Source organism: Hufsiella arboris, assembly GCF_009834875.1.
In the GTDB taxonomy this organism is placed as follows: Bacteria; Bacteroidota; Bacteroidia; order Sphingobacteriales; family Sphingobacteriaceae; genus Hufsiella_A; species Hufsiella_A arboris.
Genome location: NZ_WVHT01000001.1, coordinates 551,092 through 573,719, shown reverse-complemented (window position 1 = coordinate 573,719; position 22,628 = coordinate 551,092). Strand labels below are relative to the sequence as shown.

23 protein-coding genes are annotated in these 22,628 nt (G+C 42.9%); 10 read left to right on the top strand and 13 right to left on the bottom strand.

Going from position 1 to position 22,628, the window contains the following annotated elements; translation table 11 throughout:
* Positions 1 to 239 precede the first annotated feature (239 nt).
* Entirely contained in the window at positions 240 to 773 is a 534-nt protein-coding gene (locus tag GS399_RS02525) for a 5' nucleotidase, NT5C type (RefSeq protein WP_237487842.1), read from the top strand.
* Here the strand turns inward: GS399_RS02525 and lpcA are convergent.
* The 5 genes from lpcA to GS399_RS02500 all read right to left on the bottom strand — a co-directional run bounded on the left by lpcA (position 770) and on the right by GS399_RS02500 (position 5,262).
* A complete protein-coding gene (lpcA, locus tag GS399_RS02520; protein WP_160842995.1) occupies positions 770 to 1,339 on the bottom strand; it encodes a D-sedoheptulose 7-phosphate isomerase in 570 nt (189 codons plus the stop codon). The genes GS399_RS02525 and lpcA overlap by 4 nt on opposite strands.
* Before the next feature lie 6 nt (positions 1,340 to 1,345).
* Positions 1,346 to 2,326 carry a 6-phosphofructokinase gene (gene pfkA / locus GS399_RS02515; RefSeq protein WP_160842994.1) on the bottom strand — a complete coding sequence of 327 codons (981 nt, stop codon included), beginning with the start codon at positions 2,324 to 2,326 and terminating at the stop codon, positions 1,346 to 1,348.
* A gap of 1 nt (position 2,327) precedes the next feature.
* Positions 2,328 to 3,983 carry a protein-disulfide reductase DsbD family protein gene (locus GS399_RS02510; protein ID WP_160842993.1) on the bottom strand — a complete coding sequence of 552 codons (1,656 nt, stop codon included), beginning with the start codon at positions 3,981 to 3,983 and terminating at the stop codon, positions 2,328 to 2,330.
* Between the two features lie 62 nt (positions 3,984 to 4,045).
* On the bottom strand, positions 4,046 to 4,492 hold the full coding sequence (locus tag GS399_RS02505) for a protein-disulfide reductase DsbD N-terminal domain-containing protein (RefSeq protein WP_160842992.1): 447 nt from the start codon (positions 4,490 to 4,492) through the stop codon (positions 4,046 to 4,048).
* 2 nt (positions 4,493 to 4,494) lie between these two features.
* On the bottom strand, positions 4,495 to 5,262 hold the full coding sequence (locus tag GS399_RS02500; protein WP_160842991.1) for a biotin--[acetyl-CoA-carboxylase] ligase: 768 nt from the start codon (positions 5,260 to 5,262) through the stop codon (positions 4,495 to 4,497).
* 40 nt (positions 5,263 to 5,302) lie between these two features.
* On the opposite strand from GS399_RS02500, the gene rsfS reads away from it, so the two are divergent.
* From rsfS to GS399_RS02485, 3 genes are read left to right on the top strand one after another with little or no spacing between them, the layout of a single operon-like run.
* Positions 5,303 to 5,677 (top strand): ribosome silencing factor, encoded by a 375-nt coding sequence (gene rsfS / locus GS399_RS02495; RefSeq protein ID WP_160842990.1) that lies wholly within the window; start codon positions 5,303 to 5,305, stop codon positions 5,675 to 5,677.
* Positions 5,678 to 5,724: 47 nt separating this feature from the next.
* Complete coding sequence (gene ftsH / locus GS399_RS02490) at positions 5,725 to 7,830, top strand: ATP-dependent zinc metalloprotease FtsH (RefSeq protein ID WP_160842989.1); 2,106 nt, start codon at positions 5,725 to 5,727, stop codon at positions 7,828 to 7,830.
* 49 nt (positions 7,831 to 7,879) lie between these two features.
* Complete coding sequence (locus tag GS399_RS02485) at positions 7,880 to 8,518, top strand: LutC/YkgG family protein (protein WP_160842988.1); 639 nt, start codon at positions 7,880 to 7,882, stop codon at positions 8,516 to 8,518.
* 30 nt (positions 8,519 to 8,548) lie between these two features.
* Here the strand turns inward: GS399_RS02485 and GS399_RS02480 are convergent, their stop codons facing one another.
* From GS399_RS02480 to GS399_RS02450, 7 genes are read right to left on the bottom strand one after another with little or no spacing between them, the layout of a single operon-like run.
* Positions 8,549 to 9,637: a metallophosphoesterase gene (locus GS399_RS02480; RefSeq protein WP_160842987.1), complete on the bottom strand. Its 1,089-nt coding sequence runs from the start codon at positions 9,635 to 9,637 to the stop codon at positions 8,549 to 8,551.
* On the bottom strand, positions 9,637 to 9,864 hold the full coding sequence (locus GS399_RS02475) for a DUF3072 domain-containing protein (RefSeq protein WP_160842986.1): 228 nt from the start codon (positions 9,862 to 9,864) through the stop codon (positions 9,637 to 9,639). The genes GS399_RS02480 and GS399_RS02475 overlap by 1 nt, the downstream gene beginning before the upstream one ends.
* 53 nt (positions 9,865 to 9,917) lie before the next feature.
* The gene (locus GS399_RS02470) at positions 9,918 to 13,982 is read right to left on the bottom strand and encodes a PDC sensor domain-containing protein (RefSeq protein WP_160842985.1); all 4,065 of its coding nucleotides are present in this window, start codon (positions 13,980 to 13,982) and stop codon (positions 9,918 to 9,920) included.
* Positions 13,983 to 13,991: 9 nt separating this feature from the next.
* The gene (locus tag GS399_RS02465; protein WP_160842984.1) at positions 13,992 to 15,176 is read right to left on the bottom strand and encodes a patatin-like phospholipase family protein; all 1,185 of its coding nucleotides are present in this window, start codon (positions 15,174 to 15,176) and stop codon (positions 13,992 to 13,994) included.
* A gap of 2 nt (positions 15,177 to 15,178) precedes the next feature.
* A complete protein-coding gene (locus GS399_RS02460; RefSeq protein ID WP_160842983.1) occupies positions 15,179 to 16,000 on the bottom strand; it encodes an N-acetylmuramoyl-L-alanine amidase in 822 nt (273 codons plus the stop codon).
* 11 nt (positions 16,001 to 16,011) lie between these two features.
* Positions 16,012 to 16,344, bottom strand: coding sequence for a hypothetical protein (locus GS399_RS02455; protein WP_160842982.1), 333 nt, complete (start codon positions 16,342 to 16,344; stop codon positions 16,012 to 16,014).
* Positions 16,345 to 16,347: 3 nt separating this feature from the next.
* On the bottom strand, positions 16,348 to 16,833 hold the full coding sequence (locus GS399_RS02450) for a hypothetical protein (protein ID WP_160842981.1): 486 nt from the start codon (positions 16,831 to 16,833) through the stop codon (positions 16,348 to 16,350).
* A gap of 152 nt (positions 16,834 to 16,985) precedes the next feature.
* On the opposite strand from GS399_RS02450, the gene GS399_RS02445 reads away from it, so the two are divergent.
* From GS399_RS02445 to GS399_RS02420, 6 genes are all read left to right on the top strand, one after another.
* The gene (locus GS399_RS02445) at positions 16,986 to 17,288 is read left to right on the top strand and encodes a hypothetical protein (RefSeq protein ID WP_160842980.1); all 303 of its coding nucleotides are present in this window, start codon (positions 16,986 to 16,988) and stop codon (positions 17,286 to 17,288) included.
* 74 nt (positions 17,289 to 17,362) lie between these two features.
* Complete coding sequence (locus GS399_RS02440; protein ID WP_160842979.1) at positions 17,363 to 17,677, top strand: hypothetical protein; 315 nt, start codon at positions 17,363 to 17,365, stop codon at positions 17,675 to 17,677.
* A complete protein-coding gene (locus GS399_RS02435) occupies positions 17,678 to 18,334 on the top strand; it encodes a hypothetical protein (protein ID WP_160842978.1) in 657 nt (218 codons plus the stop codon).
* Positions 18,335 to 18,502: 168 nt separating this feature from the next.
* Positions 18,503 to 19,321 (top strand): sensor histidine kinase, encoded by an 819-nt coding sequence (locus tag GS399_RS02430; protein WP_160842977.1) that lies wholly within the window; start codon positions 18,503 to 18,505, stop codon positions 19,319 to 19,321.
* Positions 19,318 to 19,953, top strand: a complete 636-nt coding sequence (locus GS399_RS02425) for a response regulator transcription factor (RefSeq protein WP_160842976.1) — start codon at positions 19,318 to 19,320, stop codon at positions 19,951 to 19,953. The genes GS399_RS02430 and GS399_RS02425 overlap by 4 nt, the downstream gene beginning before the upstream one ends.
* 29 nt (positions 19,954 to 19,982) lie before the next feature.
* Entirely contained in the window at positions 19,983 to 21,053 is a 1,071-nt protein-coding gene (locus GS399_RS02420) for a PA0069 family radical SAM protein (RefSeq protein ID WP_160842975.1), read from the top strand.
* A gap of 63 nt (positions 21,054 to 21,116) precedes the next feature.
* On the opposite strand, the gene GS399_RS02415 is transcribed toward GS399_RS02420, so the two are convergent.
* Positions 21,117 to 22,598, bottom strand: a complete 1,482-nt coding sequence (locus GS399_RS02415; protein WP_160842974.1) for a tetratricopeptide repeat protein — start codon at positions 22,596 to 22,598, stop codon at positions 21,117 to 21,119.
* Positions 22,599 to 22,628: the final 30 nt, after the last annotated feature.

The window sequence follows — 22,628 nt, the reverse complement described above, 5'->3', positions numbered from 1 at the left end:
AAAAACGGATACCGGCCTGAGCGAAATGCCTGCAGGCGTATGAGTGAATAGCCGGGCTATTTACCGATAGCAGCACTGTACGTTCATTTTCAAATAAATCAACCCGGCACATTCTCAAAAATCTGGCTTGTTAGCTTGTTTCCTCTTTCTTTGGTTTAAATCCAAATCTTTGACTGCTTTTTTATGTCTATTCCCAAAATCCCCCTTCGCCATTTCCCGCAATTCCTTACTTTTATCGCATGTCTGAAAAACTACTCCGCCTTGCCATCGACATGGACGAGGTTATCGCCGACGTTATCCCCAAATTTTTGAAACTTTATAACCGCGATTTTGGAACAGCCCTGGATATTGAGCAAACCCCGGGAAAGGAAGTGTTTGAACTGATCCCGGAGGATGTTAACCGGAAATGGTATGAGTACATTAACGAGCCAGGCTTTTTCCGGGACCTTGAACCAATTGCCGACAGCCGCGAAGTTGTAAAAAAACTTCACGAAAAGTACGACCTCTACATTGTATCCGCGGCAATGGAATTCAGAAACTCATTACAGGATAAATACGATTGGCTGAGGGATCACTTCCCGTTTATCGATTGGAAACACATCATCTTCTGCGGCAATAAAATCGTCAATGTCGACATTCTGATCGACGACCGCATTAGAAACTTCGTTGATTTTGACGGCCGTAAGCTGCTGTTTTCGTCGCCGCACAACCTGCTGATAACAGAATACGAACGGGTGAATAACTGGAAAGAAGTCGCTGAAAAGCTACTTTAATCTATATTTCGCTCTACGTAATCAATAAGCGAATGAATTACTTTAATGTGGATCTCCTGCGCCCGGTCGGCATAATTTGATTTGGGCGCGCGAACTTCTACGTCGCACAAGCCGGCCATTTTACCGCCATCTTTGCCGGTAAGCCCAATAACTTTCATCCCTTTTGCTTTTGCAGCCTGGATCGCGTTTAGTACGTTAGCTGAATTTCCGCTCGTGCTGATTCCAAAAAGGACGTCACCAGGTTGCCCAATAGCTTCTACCATCCTGGAAAAGATAAAATCATACCCATAATCATTTCCAACGCAGGAAATATGCGATGGGTCGGAGATGGACATAGCCGCCAACGCCGGCCTGTCATTGCGGTAACGGCCAGACAGTTCTTCAGCGAAATGCATTGCGTCACACATGGAGCCGCCGTTCCCGCACGAAATGATTTTCTTTCCATCCTTTAGCGCTGAGACAAGCAACTGACCGGCTTGTTCTATCGTCCGGAAATTTCCGTCGTCTGCCAAAAACGCTGCAAGCGTGTCATGGGCTTCTGTAAAATGCTTTTTAATATGTTCCATTGGTTATTATAGAGACAGGATCTCAACGATTTTGAGCAATCCCTGGTTCACCTCGCTGATATGTTTAATGGCGTGTTTGAACGGCGTGAAGGCGATCTGTCCGTTAACCAGGCCAACCATTTCGCCTTTTTGTCCAGCCATCAAAGATTCAACAGCGGCTACCCCTAAACGACTCGCTAAAACCCTGTCGCCACAGGTTGGGCTTCCGCCACGTTGAATATGCCCCAGGATTGAAACACGGGTATCATAATTAGGGAATTTTTCTTTAACCCGCTCGGCGATCTCAAAAACGTCCCCGGAATCATCGCCTTCGGCAACGATGACAATTTTTGACGCCTTATCTTTTCGGCCTTCTTCCAGCCGTTTAAACAAATGTCCGGCATCGGTTTTTGATTCCGGAATAAGAATAGCTTCCGCTCCAACCCCAATACCACTTCTTAAAGCAATTAGGCCCGAATCTCGTCCCATTACTTCAACAAAGAATAAACGGTCGTGAGACTCTGCCGTATCTCGTATTTTGTCAACGGCATTGACAACGGTATTGATCGCAGTATCGTAACCGATAGTATAATCGGTGCCAGCCAAATCATTATCTATAGTCCCGGGAAGGCCCAGAATAGGCACGTCAAACTCGTCGAGGAAAACACTTGCCCCGGTAAAAGTGCCATCGCCGCCGATTACAACCAGGGCGTCAACATTAAATTTTTTTAGCTGCTCGTATGCACGTTCTCTTCCCTCTTTCGTTCTGAAATCATCACTACGAGCCGTCTTTAAAATTGTTCCGCCACGTTGTATAATGTTGGCTACAGACTTTCTGTCCATTTTAAACATGTCACCAGTTATCATGCCTTCGTAGCCACGCATAATTCCGGTTATTTCCAGATTGTAGTATAAAGCAGTACGCACAACCGCACGAATTGCCGCGTTCATACCGGGCGAATCGCCACCCGAAGTTAAAACTCCAATATTCTTAATCGTTTCAGCCATGCTATTGGTTAAAAGCAGTTATCCCGCTTTTCAAAAAGTTTAAGTAGTTGTCAGCATTATAGTCGGCTCCCTGCGCGGGGACAAGTAAGTCGCCGTTACTATTTACAATTGCGTACAAAGGTTGTGAATTACTTCCAAATCGCGAAGCTTCAAAATCACTGTTTTTCTTACCAATTGTCGATATCTCCTTGCCGCTGTACTTCGATGTGTAACGTTCCTTTTCTGGCAACTCTGATTTGTCATCCACATAAAGTTCGGCCAGTACAAATTCTTCCTGCAACATTTTTAACACTCGCGGATCTGACCAAACATTGCTTTCCATCTTACGGCAGTTTACGCAGTTCCATCCTGTAAAATCCAGCAATACTGGTTTTTTCTGTTGCTGGGAGATTTTTAAAGCCTCCTCATAATCGAAATAAGCGTCCAAACCCAGGGCATGAGATGTGGCACGTGTAAAGATCTCTTCATTTTTCTTTTTACCGCTACCGATATGCTGAGAAGGAGCGAGGCTTCGATTAGAATATAAATCAAAATCCTGCGTGGTGGCGGGTGGCAAAAATGCACTGATAGATTTCAACGGTGCTCCCCAAAGTCCCGGTATCATGTACACGACAAATGAAAAGACAATGATCGCCAGGAACGTTCGCGCTACTGACAAATATGGCAAATCGCTATCATGCGAAAATTTAAGTTTGCCTAAAAGGTATAAACCCATAAGAGCAAAAATAATGATCCAGAGAGACAGGAAAACTTCACGGTCAAACCAATTCCAGTGATATGCTAAATCAACATTCGATAAAAACTTTAATGCGAAGGCAAGCTCCAGAAAGCCCAGCACTACCTTTACGCTGTTGAGCCATCCGCCGGATTTTGGCAAAGCCTTTAGCCATGAAGGGAACAGAGCGAACAATGTAAACGGCAAAGCTAAGGCCAGCGAGAACCCAAACATCCCCATGATCGGCGCCAGTCGCTCGCCTTTGGACGCTGCATCAACCAGCAATGTTCCGATAATCGGCCCGGTGCACGAAAACGACACTAGAGCCAATGTAAAAGCCATAAAAAATATGCCGGCAATACCGCGTGAGTCGGACTTTTCGTCCATCTTGTTTACCAGGCTGCTTGGCAGGGTGATCTCGAATGCGCCCAGAAACGAAGCGCCAAAAACAACCAGTAACAGGAAGAAAAAGAAGTTAAAGATACCGTTAGTTGACAGGTCATTTAACGCATCGGACCCAAAGATCAGTGAAACGGTAAATCCTAACAGGACATAAATAATAATGATCGATAATCCATAAAGTACAGCCTGTGATACACCCTTAGCTTTTGAACCACCCCGTTTGGTAAAAAACGATACTGTTAATGGAAGCATAGGAAAAATGCACGGCATTATAAGCGCTGCAAATCCTCCTAAAAATCCTTCCAGAAATATTGCCCAGAGAGTTTTATGCTTTTCGGAATTCTGGATTGGTTTCGCTGCAACAGCCTCGGCTTTTGGTTTAGCCGTATCTTTTTTGACCGAATCTTTTGCCGGTTCCGCACCTGAGGTTATGTCGGTAAACTCAAGACCTGCCGTCGAAGTATCATCTTGCGCAAAAAGCTTAACAGACGATATTGTTAAAAGAAAACCTACCAGTAATATAATTTGTCTGAGTTTCATGTTATTTTTAAAACGCCCGATAAGGCTACGAGCTAATCTCTGGGATCAGAAAATTTATCAAACTATTTTACCGGAACGCTAAACTTGATCTCTTCTGGCGGAAGACATTGCTTATCATTGCAAGCCATAAATTCCAAAGAGCCGCTCACGATTGCAGTCGTTGATTTTAATTTAACTTTCTGCTGAAAGATTACCGCGTTCTCAAAATAACTTACGTTCATTTTGAAAGTCTGCTCGTATTTGGTTATCGGTTTAGGCTCAATCGTTTTGCCGGCTAACAAATATGATTTTGACGGATTGAAAGTAAACGACGTTTTTATAGGCCCGCCGTCGGCGATATTCTGTGAATAGATATGCCATCCAGATTGGATAGTCGCTTTTATATAAATCGTTGCTTCTGTGGCGCTGGTTTTCTTGGCCGCATAACTCCATTTTACAGGATCAAGTATTTGCGAAAAAGACGCAACATAAAACAACATGGCGATAGCCAATAAACTCAGTTTCTTCATAATCAATTGATAAATTCTACTTCTTTAAATGTATACGTACTTATTTTCTCTCCAGTTTTAATATGCAGCAAACCCTGGTCGTCCACATCAACAATTGTTCCTTCGAATAATTTGTCATTTGCTTTAAACATGGCAAGTTCATTAAATCTGTAAAGCCTTTCCAAATATGATTCAGAAAGACCGCTAAAGTTTAATGTTCTTAATTTTAGATAACTCGCCTCTATAGCGCAGCAAATTTCAGCTAATAAACGTTCCAAATCATAATCCTCTTGTAAGATTTTCTTAATTGATGAAACTGGCCTTTCCAGGTCGGGAAATTCGATCTGATTGACGTTTAAACCAATGCCAATAATGGCATATTTCCATTGATTACCCTGAATAATATTTTCGATTAGAATTCCGCCTGATTTGCTGTTTTTAAAATAAACGTCATTGGGCCATTTTATTTTTACCTCATTGCCAATAATTTGACGCAAAACATCGTTTATACTTGTACTGATGGCTTTATTAAGAAGAAACTGTTGACCAACACTTAGAAAGCGGGGATTTAAAAGCAGGCTAACCGTTAAATTTTTTCCAGGCTCGGAGTACCAGCTGTTGGTTGATTGACCGCGGCCGGCAAACTGCTCGTCTGCCATAATTACAGTTCCTTCCGGTACTGGCGCAGAATTTGACAGAATTTCCTTTAGGTAACTATTAGTGGAATCAATTTTAGATAACCTGACAACATTTTGACCTAGAAATAATCTTGAAAAAGTGTTATTTTGCAATATTTAAAAGCTTATTAATTTTCAAAACTAAATTTTTTTAATGGCAAAAAACAAAATCCTGAAAGATTCAGCTTACATTACAGAATTGGCAATACATGGGATGCAGGAGAAAAAGGGTAATGAAATAGTAAGGCTGGACCTCAGAAACATTCATAGCTCTGTAGCAGACTACTTTGTTATTTGCCATGCTGAATCAGGCACACAAGTAAAAGCTCTCGCATTAAGTGTCGAAGAAGAAATATATAAAGCTTTGAAACAGGAGCCCGTACATAAAGAGGGTCTTGCGAATGCTGATTGGATTATATTGGATTATATAGATGTTGTTATTCATGTCTTCCGAACAGAAAAAAGGCAATTTTATGGAATCGAGGAATTGTGGGGAGATGCTGAAATGAAATATTTCCAAAGTGCCTGATCATTTATTTAAAAACGTTTTTACAATCCTGTTTGGAATTACTTAAAATGAAAGAAATTACATCCGATAAAAAGAGAAAAACCATCAAAAAGATCCCCGGTAAAAAGATAGTTCCCAAACCACCGCGCTTCAACATCATGTGGCTGTATGCGGCTATTATCATTGGTTTATTCGCCGTTCAGTACTTATTTAACAGCAACAGTGCACAGCAGATCGATTATCAGCGGTTTGAAAGCAATATGTTGCGGTCGGGAGATGTTCAAAAATTGGTTGCTTATAAAAACAACGACCTGATAGTTGTTGAGGTTTATATCAAAAAAGATAGTCTTAGCCTGCCGAAATACAGCGAAGTAAGCAAAAAGAGCAATTTCAGTATGTCATCGCAAGGGCCTCAGTTTACATTTACTGATGGTTCTTTTGATGCTTTACAAGCTAAATTGAAGGATTCAGAAAAAGATATGCCGGCTGAGATGCGGCCGCCCCTCAGCATCGAATCAAGGGAGAGCTTCTTTGGAAACTGGTTCCTGCAGGTAATTGTTCCGGTATTATTATTCATCGGCTTCTGGATATTCATCATGCGCCGTATGGGCGGAGCAGCTGGCGGTGGCGCTGGCGGACAGATATTCAGCATTGGAAAATCAAAAGCGACGCTTTTTGATAAAGAATCGCAGGTTAACGTAACTTTTAACGACGTTGCCGGCCTAGAGGAAGCAAAACAGGAAGTAATGGAAATCGTTGACTTCTTGAAAAATCCAAAAAAATACACCAACCTGGGAGGTAAAATTCCGAAGGGAGCTTTACTTGTCGGTTCGCCGGGTACGGGTAAAACATTGCTTGCAAAAGCCGTTGCCGGCGAAGCGCAGGTTCCGTTCTTCTCTCTGTCAGGTTCGGATTTCGTTGAGATGTTTGTCGGAGTCGGAGCGTCACGTGTTCGTGATTTGTTTAAACAAGCTAAGGACAAAGCACCGTGTATTATTTTCATTGATGAGATTGATGCCATTGGCCGTGCCCGTGGAAAAAACAATATTGTTGGTGGAAACGACGAGCGTGAGAACACATTGAACCAGTTATTGGTTGAAATGGATGGTTTCGGAACCGACTCGGGTATTATTATCCTGGCCGCAACCAACCGTCCGGATGTGCTGGATTCGGCATTACTTCGCCCAGGCCGCTTTGACCGCCAGATATCGATCGACAAACCGGATTTGAATGGCCGTGAGCAAATTTTCAAAGTTCACCTTCAGCCGTTAAAATTACAGGCAGACGTTGACGCGAAAAAACTTTCTGCACAAACCCCGGGATTTGCCGGAGCCGAGATTGCCAACGTTTGTAACGAGGCTGCTTTAATTGCCGCACGTAAAGATAAACAGGCTGTCGATATGCAGGATTTCCAGGACGCGATCGACCGTGTGATCGGAGGCTTGGAAAAGAAAAATAAGATTATATCTCCTGAAGAAAAACGCATTGTGGCTTATCACGAAGCGGGACATGCTATTTCTGGCTGGTTTTTGGAACACGCTGATCCATTGGTTAAGGTTTCGATTGTTCCGCGTGGCGTTGCCGCATTAGGCTATGCGCAATATCTGCCAAAAGAACAATTTCTGCATACAACGGAGCAATTACACGACGAGATGTGCGTATCCATGGGCGGCCGTGTTGCGGAAGATATCGTATTCGGTAAAATTTCTACAGGAGCGCTCAGCGATCTGGAACGTATTACCAAACTTGCTTATGCCATGACAAAAATTTATGGCATGAACGAAAAGGTCGGAAATATTTCGTTTTACGATCCGCAGGGCGAATACCAGTTTAACAAGCCGTATTCTGATACCACTGCAGAGATCATCGACGAAGAAGTTCGAAAACTGGTTGACGAAGTTTATCAACGTACCAAGGTCTTGTTAAATTCGAAACGCGACGGGCTTGAAAAACTTGCTGCCAAGCTTCTCGAAAAAGAGGTTCTGTTCCAAAGTGATCTTGAAGAGATTTTAGGGAAACGTCCATTTGACAAGCAAACGACTTACGAAAAATTCGTTAATGGCGAAGCGGTAATGAATCCGGACCACGACAATAACGCAATTCCAAAAGAGGTGGCAGAGCCGATTACCGGCGATGCTATTGAAGATAACAGCCCGACAGAGGCCACCAAGTAAAATTTTAAACATGCCACGGGGTTGAATGACTTCGTGGCTTGTTTTTTCTATGAAAGACAACACCACTCCGAAAGAGAAGCTTCTAAAGAAAATCCGCAAAGCTTTATTAGAGAAAAGGGATAACCCCTATCCTAACCTGGAAGATTTGCCCATTTATGAACCCAGTGACGAAATCCTGGAAGTTCAGTTCGCCGAGCAATTCACGGCAGTTTCGGGTAAATTTGTTTTTTGTGAAGACGAAATCCAGTTTATTGAAAACCTGCTTGCATTAGCAGATGAACGTTCCTGGCGAAAAATATATTGTTGGGAGCCTGATCTGCAGGAAATCCTTGCCCGCTACGAATTTCCTTTTTATAGTACAGATACCGATTTTCTGCAAGCCGAGGTCGGGATTACCTTATGCGAATCATTGGTAGCCCGAAATGGCAGTATAATGGTGTCCAATGGCAATGCCGCCGGCCGCCGTTTAAGTATTTATCCGCATCAACATATTGTACTGGCTTATACGTCTCAATTAGTCCCCGATTTGAAAGATGCGTTTAAGCGCATAAAAGATAAATACCAGGGAGACCTGCCTTCGATGATTTCAACTATAACGGGACCAAGCAGGACGGCAGATATTGAGAAGACGCTTGTTTTGGGAGCTCATGGACCGAAGGAGTTATTTGTATTTTTAATAGAGGCCTGAGACGGAAAATTTATTATGCCGCTTGCTATGTTATTCAAGCAAATCGGTCAAAGCGGCCTGCACCAAGACTTCACGTTGAGCCAAGCCTTTGACACGTTTCCATTTAACAAGTAAGATGTTTCCATCTGCAATTTCAATTCCGGTTATGTCTCCATCGTCGTAACAACAGCATCCGCTATTAAAATAGCTCGGCTTATACACAGGGAAATCCGGAATTAAATCGCCCTGGCCAGTAAGCAAATCTATCTTTTTCATTAATTGCTTCGACAGCTGGGAGTCGTTTGCTTTTTTAGCAGCACTTAAATCGCGATAAAGCATTTCAAGGTGAGTAAGCGAAGCAAAAACCGGTTGATGTGTATGACCGGTAATTAAAACGAGATTTTTATATCGGGCACTCCACTCATACATAAAGCGGTTGTGAAGAGTTTTTAACTGGTTATTGTTTGCCGGCGTATTTGGATTTATCCGCAAGTACGATTGAAAGGGAGCCCAAACCGTCGACACGAACCATTTACTGAACCAGTTTCCGTCACTCTGCGAATCGCCCTGATGGCCGTGCGTGAGAAAGATTTCGAGTTTGCTGCCATTAATCTCTGTTTGCAGAATCAACCCTTCGCTAATTTTAACCGGTTGCCCGTAAATTAAATTTAAACTTACAGGGGCAAGCGGATCATTGCCCCAGTAAAGATCATGATTGCCAAATATTTTAATAAAGGCACCACGTTCCAGGAATTGCTTCTCAGCTTCAAACGACTTTTTGTTATGCCGTGACACCTGTAGCAAGGTGTTTTCCCAAAGCTCTTCACTATCACCAAGACATACATAGGTGAATCCGTTTTTATTATAAAAATCCAGGGCGCTCAAAAAGTTGTGCTCCGAGCATTTGAAGTCGTCCGCACCATCTTTGGCCCCTTTGTGGTGATCCGAAAAAATGATGAATTTATCTTCAGCACTAAAGTTAACCACAAAACCCTTTCCACCTGGCTTGTTTATGATACTATGATACAACCTTGTCAGGGATCCATGCACCCGTCTTTTTACCGGATGGCTTGAAAGGCGGTTTGATAGTTTAATAACAGGGTTTCTGAAACTGCGCTGGAGAATTTTCCTTATTCCCATTAATCTTCGGAAGATAAACCCCGACCGGTTTTATGCTGCAGTTCGTCAATTCGTTTTGACGCTTCGGCCTTTGTAAGCTTATCATCAAAGGGCTCGCCGGCTTCGTCAGAAAGTGTTTTTAAATAGGAAGCTTGCGCTCCTGTCATTTGTTCGTCTCCTGTTGTCCAATCATCGGGATCTTTAATAGCATTTGATGCCTTCTGTTTGTTATTATCTGAGTTTTCCATTGTTCCTTTTCAGGAATTAACTAGCCGGACATTCGGTTTGTTTGCAATTTTTGTCAGGTATCGGTTTTCTTGTCAAAAACGGAAAATAGCTTAAGTAAGGTAGGCACACCTGCAGCAAATGCGGTAATGTAAGTGATTACCCGCGAATAGGTTTGTTGCTGTGACGCGAGCAAAAATCCTAAAATCGCTATCACAACTACAATAAGCGGCGTTTTTAGCTTATTCCAATTGCCGTTATCCAGCATTAGTTTTTTAATTTTTGCAGCCTCCGAATTTCCGATTGCAGTAAGAATAAAATTTCTGAATCCCTTGTTGAAAACCCTTAAGGTGCCCTCAACCCTTATTACAACACCTTTTGAGATCAGCATACTTAAGTTATAGTCGTCGAAAGAGTTCACGAGGCCGTCCTCCGCCAAATCATATAAAAGGAATTTTTCTTCCTTAGTCAGCGACTGCCAGATATACATGTAAAAGTAATGGGCGTTAAACTGTAATTTAAACGCCAGCTCATCAATTTGTTGCAATTCTCCGTTGGGATGCATATCGGTTGCCGCTTTTAAAACGGCAGGACGGAGATCATTTAAAAAGTGAGTGTATTCGGTTTCGCGGAAAATGACTTTTTCCCAATTTTCTTCACTTTCGATATAATCTGTTTTTAGCGGGATAAGCATGGTATGAAAATGTCCAAACAAAACATGCCAGCGCTCAAGGTCATTACCGGCAAATGACCCGGCTATAGCAGCCTGCTCATTAACGGAATCCAGGAAGGCGATAGGATGAACCGTCGACAGGATAATAACCTTTCCTATGTTGCTGAGCATTAACTGTTCCAGGATATTCAGCTTAACGCGATTGGTTGCGGCGTCCTGAATATTGTATTCAAAATGATTGAGGATAATCATTTTATTTTTGTTACTGAAAAGCTTTTTTAGCAAATCAATCCACGACCGGCTGCCTTTACGCTCTTCTTCAGAATCAGGAATATTAATCACATCGAATATGAAAACATTCTGGTTTTCGTCTCCATTAAGCCTCAGGTCTTCGCCCGAAGGGCCTTTGATAGTTCCGTTGCTTATGTGATCTGTCAGGTATTTCAATTTCCCGGAGCCCGGCAGGCCGATAATAAACATCAGCTTATTCAGACGGTTGTCCTTCAGCACCTGCTCGTCTATATCGTTCCAACGTTCGAGCTTTGGCAGGTTGTAAGCAAAAAGCTGCTGCAACACACTATAAACGAAAACATAAAAACCACATAAGGCGATGAGCAATAAGGTCCAGTACAAAAACCCTTTCAGGCTAACCATTGGCTTCAGGCTAAAGAATGTCGGCAACTTATAACTCAAATCAAATGAACTTATTCGCAGCAGCGTATCGCCGATTCCTGTTTTATAATAAGTCACCGTGCCTCCATTACCCGTTAACGCACTTTTAAAAATCCGGTTAAAAACATACGAGGAATCTGATGAAGCGGAAGTATTAAAATGTGCAATATTCGCAGCCTGATCATTTTGATAAAAGCGGAACAAGTTCAGGAAATTACTTGTTCGCAAATCTTCCAGTGAATCTCCCTGGTTGTTTTCAGATCGAATATCTTTCGCGATAACCGGCCTAACTGTCTTTATCCAGGAGTTATCTGTGAAAACCTGTTTTCCTATTTTTCCTTCCAGCGACTGGTTCATTAGCCCAGCGGCTTTTAGTTTTTCAGCGAATTGAACGTGCCTATAACGTGTGCTTAAATTTTGCTCATAATTGTATGCAATGATGTAAAAAAAGAAAACCGGAATACCGCTGGTGATTATCAACCGAAGCAACGACATCAGTGCGAAACTGCCTGTATATGAGACCCCGCTCACAATGCGCTCACCGAAAACTCTTCTCAGATCATCCGCAATTGTAAGCCGCCATCTCAATAGCACGATAAGTGAAAGCGCCGATATAGCTTCAAACACAAGCATCACCGCAAAATGCCAGACAGTTAGTTGCGTCAGCGCGATGATATCCATCACCACTACAAAAACGATGAGCCACCTTAGCGATAAAACCTTATAGGCATAATTCGTCAGGTTTTGAAGCTGCTTATACCTGGCAGCAAAAAGGCTGTTTAAAATTATGCCGACAAATGTCACCGTGAACAAAAGAATAAACAGGTAGGTAAGCACGCTCGCAATACGGCTAAACAGGCCTAACATAATTATCAGAAACAGGTAAGCCAGGCTGGCAAGTACATATTCCAAATGAGAATTTATTTTAGGCCCAACCCAGCTTGTGTCAAATAACTGCTTCTTAAAGAAAGACCGGCGTGAGGAAATAACAAAAATTGCGATGAGCTGTAAGGATAGGAAAAGGAACGCGCTAAACATTAAAGCTGTTGTAAAGCAGTAAACCTCCATATCGCGGGTTTCTTTATGAACGGTATCACCCATGATAACCAGGTAAAAGGGCAAATTTTTCAGGGGCCTGAATAAAATATTGTATTCGTTATTAAAATATTGAGTCGTGAAATCATCCTGGTTGTTAGCCTGCAAACTACTTAACAGGCGCTTGCTTTCCGAAAACTCATCAAGAAGGTTTTCATTTAAATTTTTTGACGGATCCGAGTGATACTGAACTTTTCCATTCCGGTCAATTACGGCGTACTGATATCCCAGCGGTAAAACAGCCTTTTCTAGATCGGTCATTTTAAACGACATGGCTACTACAACCGGATTCCTGTCTGTACCAAAGGCCGAACGGGTCGATATAACCGTAGTAAAAGTACCGGTAGTCCGTGAAACGACCGGTTCAATAAAAAACCGCTTATTTTTATAAGCAATCGGCGGTTGCTGTATATCCGAAATAACCTCTTTAAAATATTCCCGGTTCGCAAAATTGTTTAACGGCGCATTCATTGTGGCCGCGTTCCAGTTGGAAATCTCGTCACCTTTTTTATTCAGCCAAAAGATCTGGGCAATTTTGACTTTCGCCGTCTCTTTTTTTACCGACTGAAGAAAAGCATCTGTTACGGTATCTTTTTTACGGTAATAAGCGGTGCCCGGAGAAATACTGTCAGAACGGATATTCCGCAAGTTAAATGTTGAATGGTTATGAAGTTGATCGAGCGCAAGCATCGTTTCATAAGCTTTTTTCAATTCATAATCAAAGGCCGAACTAAGACCATTGGCAATGTTTTCCTTTGAGTTTGGAGCAATGTCTGGCCGCAGACGTACGTTGTATTTGATGAACGCAAAAAACACAAGCGACATCAATAGCATCGCTACTACGATTGCCGATACGCCATCACGAACGGTAAGCCTGTCATTGCTTCCCATCTGGTAAAGCTTCAATACAGGGAAAAATAACAGCATACCAACCGCCAGGGTCAGCATTGCCAAAACCAGTCCCGACGGCAACTGACTTTTTTCATGCTGATAGCGCCGCTCATCCACCAGGCCGGTGATCACCCACTTTTTTCCGAAACCCAGGTCAACCTCCTGTACAAACATTTTATATTCAAGGCCATTAATGGACAAGGCTTTTATCCCCTGGCTGTTTATTCCATTTTTCACGGCCTGCACCGAATCGGGATTTACGGCGTTTATGCCTGAGGGGAATGTCTGATAAACAACTTTTCCTTTGCTGTAAATGATGTATTGGTCAAAAATGGACGGGGGCAGCAGATCTGATATAAACTGGCTGAAACTGAACTTCATTCCCATTTTATACCAGGCTAAATTAGGCGACTGTTTAATTAAGGAAAGATCAAAACGATTTGTTACCGTATCAACCTGTACAACAGCGACACTGTCTGAAAGTACAGAACTGCCGGGTTTATTCGTAGGCGAGATCTGGTAAAGCCTGAAATTTTTAGACGGATACGTTTTAATGTAATGGTTGATTTGCGAGGTATCAATATCCCGCCTGAAATAAGCTGAGAGCAGATTATTCAACAGCGCAACATTATTATCAATCTTTGAATGGATATTTACATCAACATTTTGAAGCGTGCGGAAACGTTGTTTTTGAATCGTTAGTTCATTTCCCGGAAGATAGATGAAGAAATAGCTGGCCGCTAAAAAAATAACAACCAATAGTGTGATAAGCACAACTATCTGATTCCGGTCTAATGAAAATCGTTTCATTACATAACTTTAGCTTGGTTCACTATCAATCCACGAGGCTAATTTTACTTTCGGCTTAATTTGAGGTACTCCGTTAAATGCCGTTACGAGCTCGTCCCTTTTCGACGGCGTATCGTTAAGGTCGCGGGTAAATTTGTTTTTTATCATGATGTATTCAACCATTGCCTGCCCGATTTCTGTCAGAAGGTCAAACTTTGATACATCGTCCATTTGTATGGCACTCAATTCCTCCATAGTCAGCTCGCTTAACCAATCGGCATTGGTAATATTAAGCGCTTTAATATCCCTGTCGGGGATTTTATGGATCGCAAATGTATCCAGCGAAATCTGGAACCGCCTGAAATCGGTTTTCAAAAAGCCGCTTCTGAAAATATCCGACTGCATTGAGCTGGCGTCCTGGCCGGATTCGTCCATCACATACATCAGCCAGAAGTAAGCGTCTAATCCTTTGGGTTCGGCTGCTCTTTCAGGTGTAACAGACTGCACTTTTCTGCCTGTGCCCATGCTGAAAATTGTCATGTTATCCGCCACATACTTTCCGGAACCGCTGTAGCAAACCGCTTCAAGGAAGGCTGCCGTGGTTGGATTGTTGTAGGTAGTGGTGCCGCCGTCTATAAAACGTTCCAGCGGATGAAAATATGTCGGAGCAGACATGGTAGCTTCCATAACCGTCCGCAGCAGCGCATCTTTGTAAGTTCCGTTAATCGTTCCGTTGTTTTCGAAACAGGTGAAAAACGTTTCCTCGTTATCCGTTACGTCCTTCGCTGTGATCAGCAGATCGACGCCGGTAGTTTTGTGTGCTTCCTCGAGCGTAATATTTCCAATCAATGCCTTAAGCGCCGACCGGAAATTCTTTTTATCATATGCTGGCGGATTAAGAAACTGGTTAGCCAGAATTCCTCTTTTAAGAAACACTTTCGACACGAATTGCTTATACAAGCTTTCTATCTCAACGGCAGTTTTTCCGGAGCTGATCAGGCCGGCAATAATGCCCCCGGTGGACGTACCCGCTACCAGGTCGAAAAGTTCAAAACAGGGTATGCCGGCAATTTCTTCTATTTTTTTCAGCAGCTGCAGGGTTAAAATTCCGCGTACGCCGCCTCCGTCAAGGCTTAAAACCAGTCGGTTGTTTTTGTCAACTTTCAGGTTATCGTATGCCTGTTGCTGCTGAGGGGTTAATTGTTTCGGTGTCATAATCACGCTTTAATCAAAAATTTACTTGATACCCAGCCCTCCAGGTCCATAATCCCGTGAACCGTTTCCATAACTTCGACAAAGCTCCAGGTTCCTTCACTTTTGAGCAGTGATACCTTGGTTCCTTTCGGCAGCGGATCAGACAAGGTGCTGAATGCCGTGCCTGCGCCCGAGCGGATGTTCAGATCTTCCGCAGTGATAAATTCGCCGATAGTTTCATCTTTCCGCCCCATCACTTTCGACCGGAAACTGCCCGTCGGAAATGCCGGCCCGGGGTCTGACTTTCGGATAGGCGATATATCATCATGACCGACAACATCTTTCAGGCCATACGTTTTAACCAGCAGCGCTGCAATCTCTATAGCTACTTCCAGCTGTTTTCCTGAATATTGCTGCCAGGCAGCCGGAGTATTTTCATTTTTATGGGTAGCGATGATGACCTCGTCGTCGGCCACATGCTGTTGGTCGACCGGGCAAATCCACTTGTCGCCGCTTTTTTGTAAACGCCCTGCATTAACCAGCTCAATACCGATTGAAAACTGGTTCATACCAACCAGCCCGTTCCACTGACTTTTACCGGCGTGCCAGCAAATGATGTTGAAGGCGGCAAATTGTGTAACCGTGCCATCGCGGTCGATCAGCAAATGCGCCGAAGCCTGGGCAATGGGGGTCATGAACCAGCTGATAGCTGATTCGGCCGTTGTTGCCGCCGTGTAATGCATCACCAGGTATTGCGGTGTGTACCTTCCGCCTTTATTAGGGGTTGGTTTAAAGCTAACCTGTTTGCCTTCATTGTCAAAAAGTAAGTGGTTTGAGATTTTCATTATATGGAGGTTTAAATGATTGTCCAGCCAACTGCTGTATTTACAACGGCCCGAACCGCATCTAACGCGGCGTTTAATGTGTGCTCCACGATCAGCAAGCCGACCGTTTCCTGAGCCAGCAGCATCATCTTAAAAGCGTTCTTCTGCATTTCGATCAGCAGTTTCGACTGTTCTTCGGTTATCGTTCCCTTCAACTTCATCAGCTCGATCTGCACCAGGTTTTGCGAGATATTTTTGAACGACAGCGTAGCGAGATCCTTCATCACCGGCCATTTTTCCGCTGCGCTTTCCTTCGCCGCGCCGAGCATCGTATTTAACAGGTCAGAAACATTCAGTATAGCCATGGATTATTTAATTTTTTCACGTTTGAGTGCATTTTGAACCACGATCATAGAGCGGAACGAAACAACCATAGTTCGCTTTAGCAAGCCGATCGTCAACGTGTCAGTGATCCCGGCCGAGCGGTGAAATTTTTCCATCAAATGCATATTGCTGTCGAGCAGGTTTACCTGCTTCAATACCTGGTTGTATTTGGGCAAGGCGCCGCAACGGATCTGCAAACTTTCAATCTGTCCGTCAATCTGGTTGTAAGTATTCTTAAAGTTGTTGTATGAATTACTCTGCAAGTCGTTAGTAAGGATATTCTTTTCCAGCGTGACGAACAGGGATGAAACCTCGCCCTGGACCTGCTGAATGCCGAGATCTGTTACTTCATCATAAGCGCCAACCAGACGGATCTCCGAACAGGCAACCAACAGCATTGACAACAGGAACAGTCGCAAATAGCCGGAAATGAAACGCAGAGGCTCAGCAGTTCTCAAATGATTCCACATATATTTTTTACCAAAAGGCTTTTTATCGAAAGAAAATGGTGGTAAAACAGGGCTGGGGGCACGTGTGACGCTCTGTGAACCGGTTTATAATTAAGGCGACGTTAATATACACTTTATCCGCCGTTTGTTATAATTTTCAAATTTTGTTAAAAATGCAAAGCGGAAGAGGATTTTTGAGAAGTGATAACACGCTTTTTAGCTGCGTTAAAACACGGCAATTCAGGGTGGGAATTTATCCCGTGTTCGGCGGCTCTTCTGCTCTTTCGGGGTTCTGCTTCGGCTCTGATGAGCAAAACGAGCCTTTCCGCCTAACAACCGCCAAAGAAAGTACGGAGAAGAGCCCTTGCGGGTACCTTAAAAGGCAGGATAAGACATATCACATTGTCTTGTCAAAAACCGGTGATGTTTACAGGTATGAGTTTATCAACGCAGAACACCCTCTCTTACACCCGTAAAAACACGGTATTAAAAAGGGTGATTTTTTATCGTGGAAATATCTTCAGCCGAATATCTTTGGCAAAAATTAATTATGCCAGGGAAAAAAATTACGCTCGACGAAGCGAAAAAGTTGATTAAAAATTATCAGGGAGATAACACTAAAGATAAGTTGTTATCATTAACCATTGATGCGGACATGATCCGGGCAGTGATCGACCAGAAAGATTGTCAATATGTGCGCTTTTACATCGCTAAAAATACAGCCGAAGTCGCGGAAACATTTGATCCGACACATACTTTGGTTATTATAGGTGCGGACGGTGAAGAAAAAAGTATAACTGAATCCGGCGAAATCTATGAAGATCTCGGCGCATGCCCGCCAATCTGCCCAAAAGACGATTTTTAGATGACTATACTGCTTGGGATAACCTATTTTGTATTGGTATGCTCATTTATAATTGGAGTTGCTAAGTTTAGTTATATGGACCCGTTGCTAAGGCGGGTTTTTCTTATCGTGCTGATTTCTGCGATTGTTGAGCTGGGAGTTTGGGTTTCTCCTTTATTATGGAATAAAAATTATTTCATGTTCTTCTATAATCAGATAGAATTCACCACTTTTGCCTTCTTTTATTATGCGTTGCTAGACAACAAAGCGATTAGAAAAAGCATCATACTTGTCACAGTTTTATTTATTTTATTTGCTTTTTTTAATACTTTATATATCCAACGGCCTCCATATACACCGTCTTATACGGTTATATTTAAGTCGGCTTTTGTGGTTATTTGCGGCTTAACTTACATCGCCCGGTTATTTCTGCAAAAAAACATTGTCAATCCGATCAACTATCCCGTTTTTATTTCAAACACCGGTTTGCTGATATATTACTCTTTCAGCCTGGTGTTCTTCAGCATATTCAGCTATCTTGTTAAATTTCCGGAAAAACTCATGTCGCTCATACATTTAAGCCCGGTGCAATATATCATGAATATTATTATGGATATCTGCATTATTATCGCCTTTTTGCTTGTAAAAAAGAAGCTTCACCTTCTTCAATCTATTTGAAAAACCAGCTTTTTTAATACGTGAAAATTGGAATGTTTTTATAGCGACCTCCAGGTTGAAGCATGAAATAGTATCATAATTTAAAATAAAAACGCACGTTGATGGGTGCGTTTTTTTATTTAATTGCCACTTTATTCGCATTTTTGCCTGTACCTAAACACAGCAAAAATGGCCGCGGGTTCAGCCTCACCCAATAATGATCCGGATTTCCTTCTGATACTGTTGGTTACAACGGTCGTGATATTCGTGTTCGTCGCGTTTATCGTTACCATTCTTTTTCTTTACCAGCGCCGTTATTTTACCCATCAGAAAGCCATCAGCCAGCTTAAGCAGAATTTTCAGCAGGAACTGCTTCAAACCCAGCTCGAAATCCAGGAAGAAACCTTTCGTAACATCAGCGAGGAATTGCATGATAATATTGGCCAGGTATTATCTTTTGTTAAACTCACACTGAACAGCTACTCGGTTACGAAAGCTGAGCAGCGTGAAGGAAAAGTACAGGAGTGCAGCGATTTGGTGGCCAATGTGATCACCGATGTACGTGACCTGTCAAAAAGCCTCAGCACCGATTTCATTTCCAGGCTTGGCCTGGGCGGAATGATCGAACGGGAAGCTGAAAGGCTCAACAGAAGCGGCCTCATCCACACTTCTGTTACAACCGAAGGCGAGGTGTTTGAACTCAACCAGCAAAGCGAACTGATCCTTTTCAGGGTATTCCAGGAAGCCATCAATAATACACTGAAACATGCGCGTGCAAAAAGATTGACCATCGCATTGAAATATTCCCCGGATTTGTTTACTTTGACCGTTGGCGATGATGGGAAAGGATTCGATACCGCGACAGAAACGCTGGGTTCGGGCCTGACCAATATCCGCAACAGGGCCGCTCTCATAGGCGCCGAAACACACATTATTAGTCAGGTTAATCAGGGTTGCATTATCGAAATCCTGTTTAATCCACAAAAACATCAGTTGTACGCTCAATGAGTATTACGAAAATCGCGCTGGTTGACGACCATCGCCTGTTCAGAAGTGGAATAGCTACGCTGCTTAGCAACTTTGAGCGCTACCAGGTCATCCTGGAAGCCTCGAACGGACTCGACTTTAGCGATCATCTTGATCCGGAGAATAAACCGGACGTAGTGCTGCTGGACATCAACATGCCCATTATGGATGGTTTTGAAACGGCAGACTGGCTAAAGAAAAATCACCCGAAAATCAAGATCATCATCCTTTCAATGTTTGAAGACAGCGATAAAGTCATCCGCCTGTTAAAAAGTGGCATTAAAGGTTATTTGCTGAAAGATTCGGACCCGCGGGAGTTTAAGCAGGCGCTGGATCATGTTTCTTCAGGAGACGTGTACTATCCTGACTTTGTGACCAAACGGTTGGTAAATAACCTGCAGGAGCCTAATGACAGGATCTCTCTAACAGAGCGCGAAATAGAATTTTTGGAACTGGCCGGAACCGACTTATCTTACAAGGAAATCGCAGAGGAAATGTGTGTAAGTAACCGCACCATCGATGGGTACAGGGACCAGCTTTTTGAAAAATTTGGCGTTAAAACCCGTGTGGCATTGGTTCTTCATGCAGTAAAATTTAACTTCATTCAACTTTGAATTTGCTAAAAATATTAGCAAATTTGTGAATGCCATTTGAAGATAACAGTGAGTATTTTAAGGGTCGCGGCGCCCAGGTAAACACGCATAACAGGTTCCTGAAAAACCGTTATGTGACGGAACATATTGAAGGGCTGGATGAAGAGCTTCATGAAAATGTTGCCACCGAACTGATTGAGGAGCGCGCCAAAAAAATAGTCAGCATATCTGACAGCCCCGATCTTCCTTTCATGTATTCTATTAATCCTTACCAGGGATGCGAACATGGCTGTATTTACTGTTATGCCCGCAACGCTCACGAATATTGGGGATTCAGCGCAGGGCTCGACTTTGAACGCAAAATAATTTATAAGCCAAACGCGGCGTCTCTGCTTGAGGATTTCTTTAATAAAAAAAATTATGAGCCCAATCCCATCATGCTTTCCGGCAATACAGATTGCTACCAGCCAGTTGAGCGTAAACTTAAAATCACGAGATCGCTTCTTGAAGTCTTTTTTAAATACCGGCATCCGGTAAGTATTATCAGCAAGAATAACCTGGTTGTCCGGGATCTGGATATTTTAAAAGAGCTGGCCGCTCTGAACCTCGTTCATGTAACGGTCACGATCAATTCATTGAATGAAAGTCTGCGGCAACAGATGGAACCGCGTACCGTAACCGCAAGAAGCCGGCTGATGGTAATTAATAAGCTTGCTTCTGAAAATATTCCTGTTCGGTTGATGATGGCGCCGATCGTCCCAGGCCTTAACAGCAATGAAATTCCGGAATTAATGAAAGCTGCAGCAGACGAAGGTATACAAGCCGCAATTTTTACTATTGTCCGGCTTAACGGGGCTATCTCCGAAATTTTTAAAGACTGGGTACACAAAGCCTATCCCGATCGTGCGGATAAGGTACTGCATATGATTGCCGATTGTCATGGCGGCAAATTGAACGACAGCCGCTGGGGCAACCGCATGCGAGGCGACGGTAAAATAGCCGAAAGCATTCACCAGCTTTTCCGTATTTCGGTAAACAGGTTTTTAAAAGGTCGCTCATTGCCCTCGTTTGATCTGAGTCATTTTACACCGGCAGGAGGGAAGCAGCTAGGGTTGTTTTAAGATGTTTTCCAAGCTTATCAGCAAAGCTAATTGTCGCCGAAGTCCATAATCTTAATAAAAGTGTTAACCTTTATTAATTCTCTTTAAACCATCCTTTGCTTTACTTTCTATACTGCTTTGGTAATCATGATCTTTCATACTGATCGCCTGGTTATAAAAGGAGGTAGCTTTATATTTGTCCTTTTTCTGTTCATAGATCATTCCAATATGCAGTGCTGAGTTTGCGGCGAAATAATAACGCTCATTCTTGCCCATATCAAGAGAAAACTGGTAGAACTTGATGGCCGAATCATCTTTTCCCAGCGCGTCATAAATCCGGCCTAAACGATAGCAATACTCTATCTTATCGCGGTTAAGCTTGAAAGAACTTGCTTTCCTGTTGTCGAGCACGTTTAAGGCTTTTGCATAGTAACCGCCGTCAAAAAGCAACCGGGCTTTAAGTAAATCGATATCGGGTGCCGCGTCATCAACCTCCTTAATCGCCTGTTTATCCTTTTCCTGGATATCTTCACCTTTTGATTTTACCAGTGCGGCATACGTTTTATACTGATCGGAATTTCCCGATAATAAACCTAACCATGCGAGGTTGAGGTATGTATCTTTTATGAAATTGATTCCCTTGTAATTTTTAATGTACCTGTTTAAATAGTTTGCCGCAGAATTATCCAGTCGATGCATATACGCTATGCCCAGCAGGTAATCCATATACGGATAATCCTGGTAAGCGTCTCCATCGGGCCGGTTTTGAAGCGTAGTTATCGCCTGATCATTGTGAGCCGTTTTCATTCCGGCATAAGCCCTTATATAACTTTTTAACAGGCTCAGCGAATCGATTTTATTCGTATTGCTGATGATGCCATCGTATGCCTGGTAGTTATTTAAAATATCGATCTGTATGTACGACAGGTAAAAAACAACTTCATCATAGTATTGTGAATAAGCCGACTGCGGTAGAACTTTAACAAGCCTGTTGAGCATGGCGATGCCGTTATCTGTATTTCCCTTAACGCCAAAAGTTCCGAGGGTACGTTTTAAGCCATCTGGTAAAGATCCTAGAAGCGCGTTAACCAGGCCGAGACATTTTTGATTTGGCAAAAAATCCGGATACTTTTTGGCATTCTGCTGAAGCATATTAAATGCCTTGTTAATCTCAAGCCCGGCTGCGAAAAATTCTTCAAACTTTCCTCTCGTAAGCGCCCATTGAAGGTTGATTTCTGCCTGGCAGTACAGATAATAAGGGGAGTTTCTATTTTCCTTTTCAATCCGGCTTAAACGAGGCGCCTTATTGGCTTTCAACTTATTAAAGTCGGCTTTGCTTTCTGTGGTTACTAAAACGAAATAATCGACATAATTATCAAGCAGAACGGTTATCGCGTTTTCCGGATTTGTATTTTTCTCTTTGCTGATAAGGGCTCGGGCTTCATTTAGCCGGAGCTGCATGATTTTCTGGTACGCGCTAATGCAGTTTTGGTTGAAATCAAAACTGGCTTTTACCTGTAAATTTAGCAACAGCAATACCCCCAGAAAAAATGCGTATCTGAACATCCATTAAGGTTTTGGGTGTTAACGCAAAAA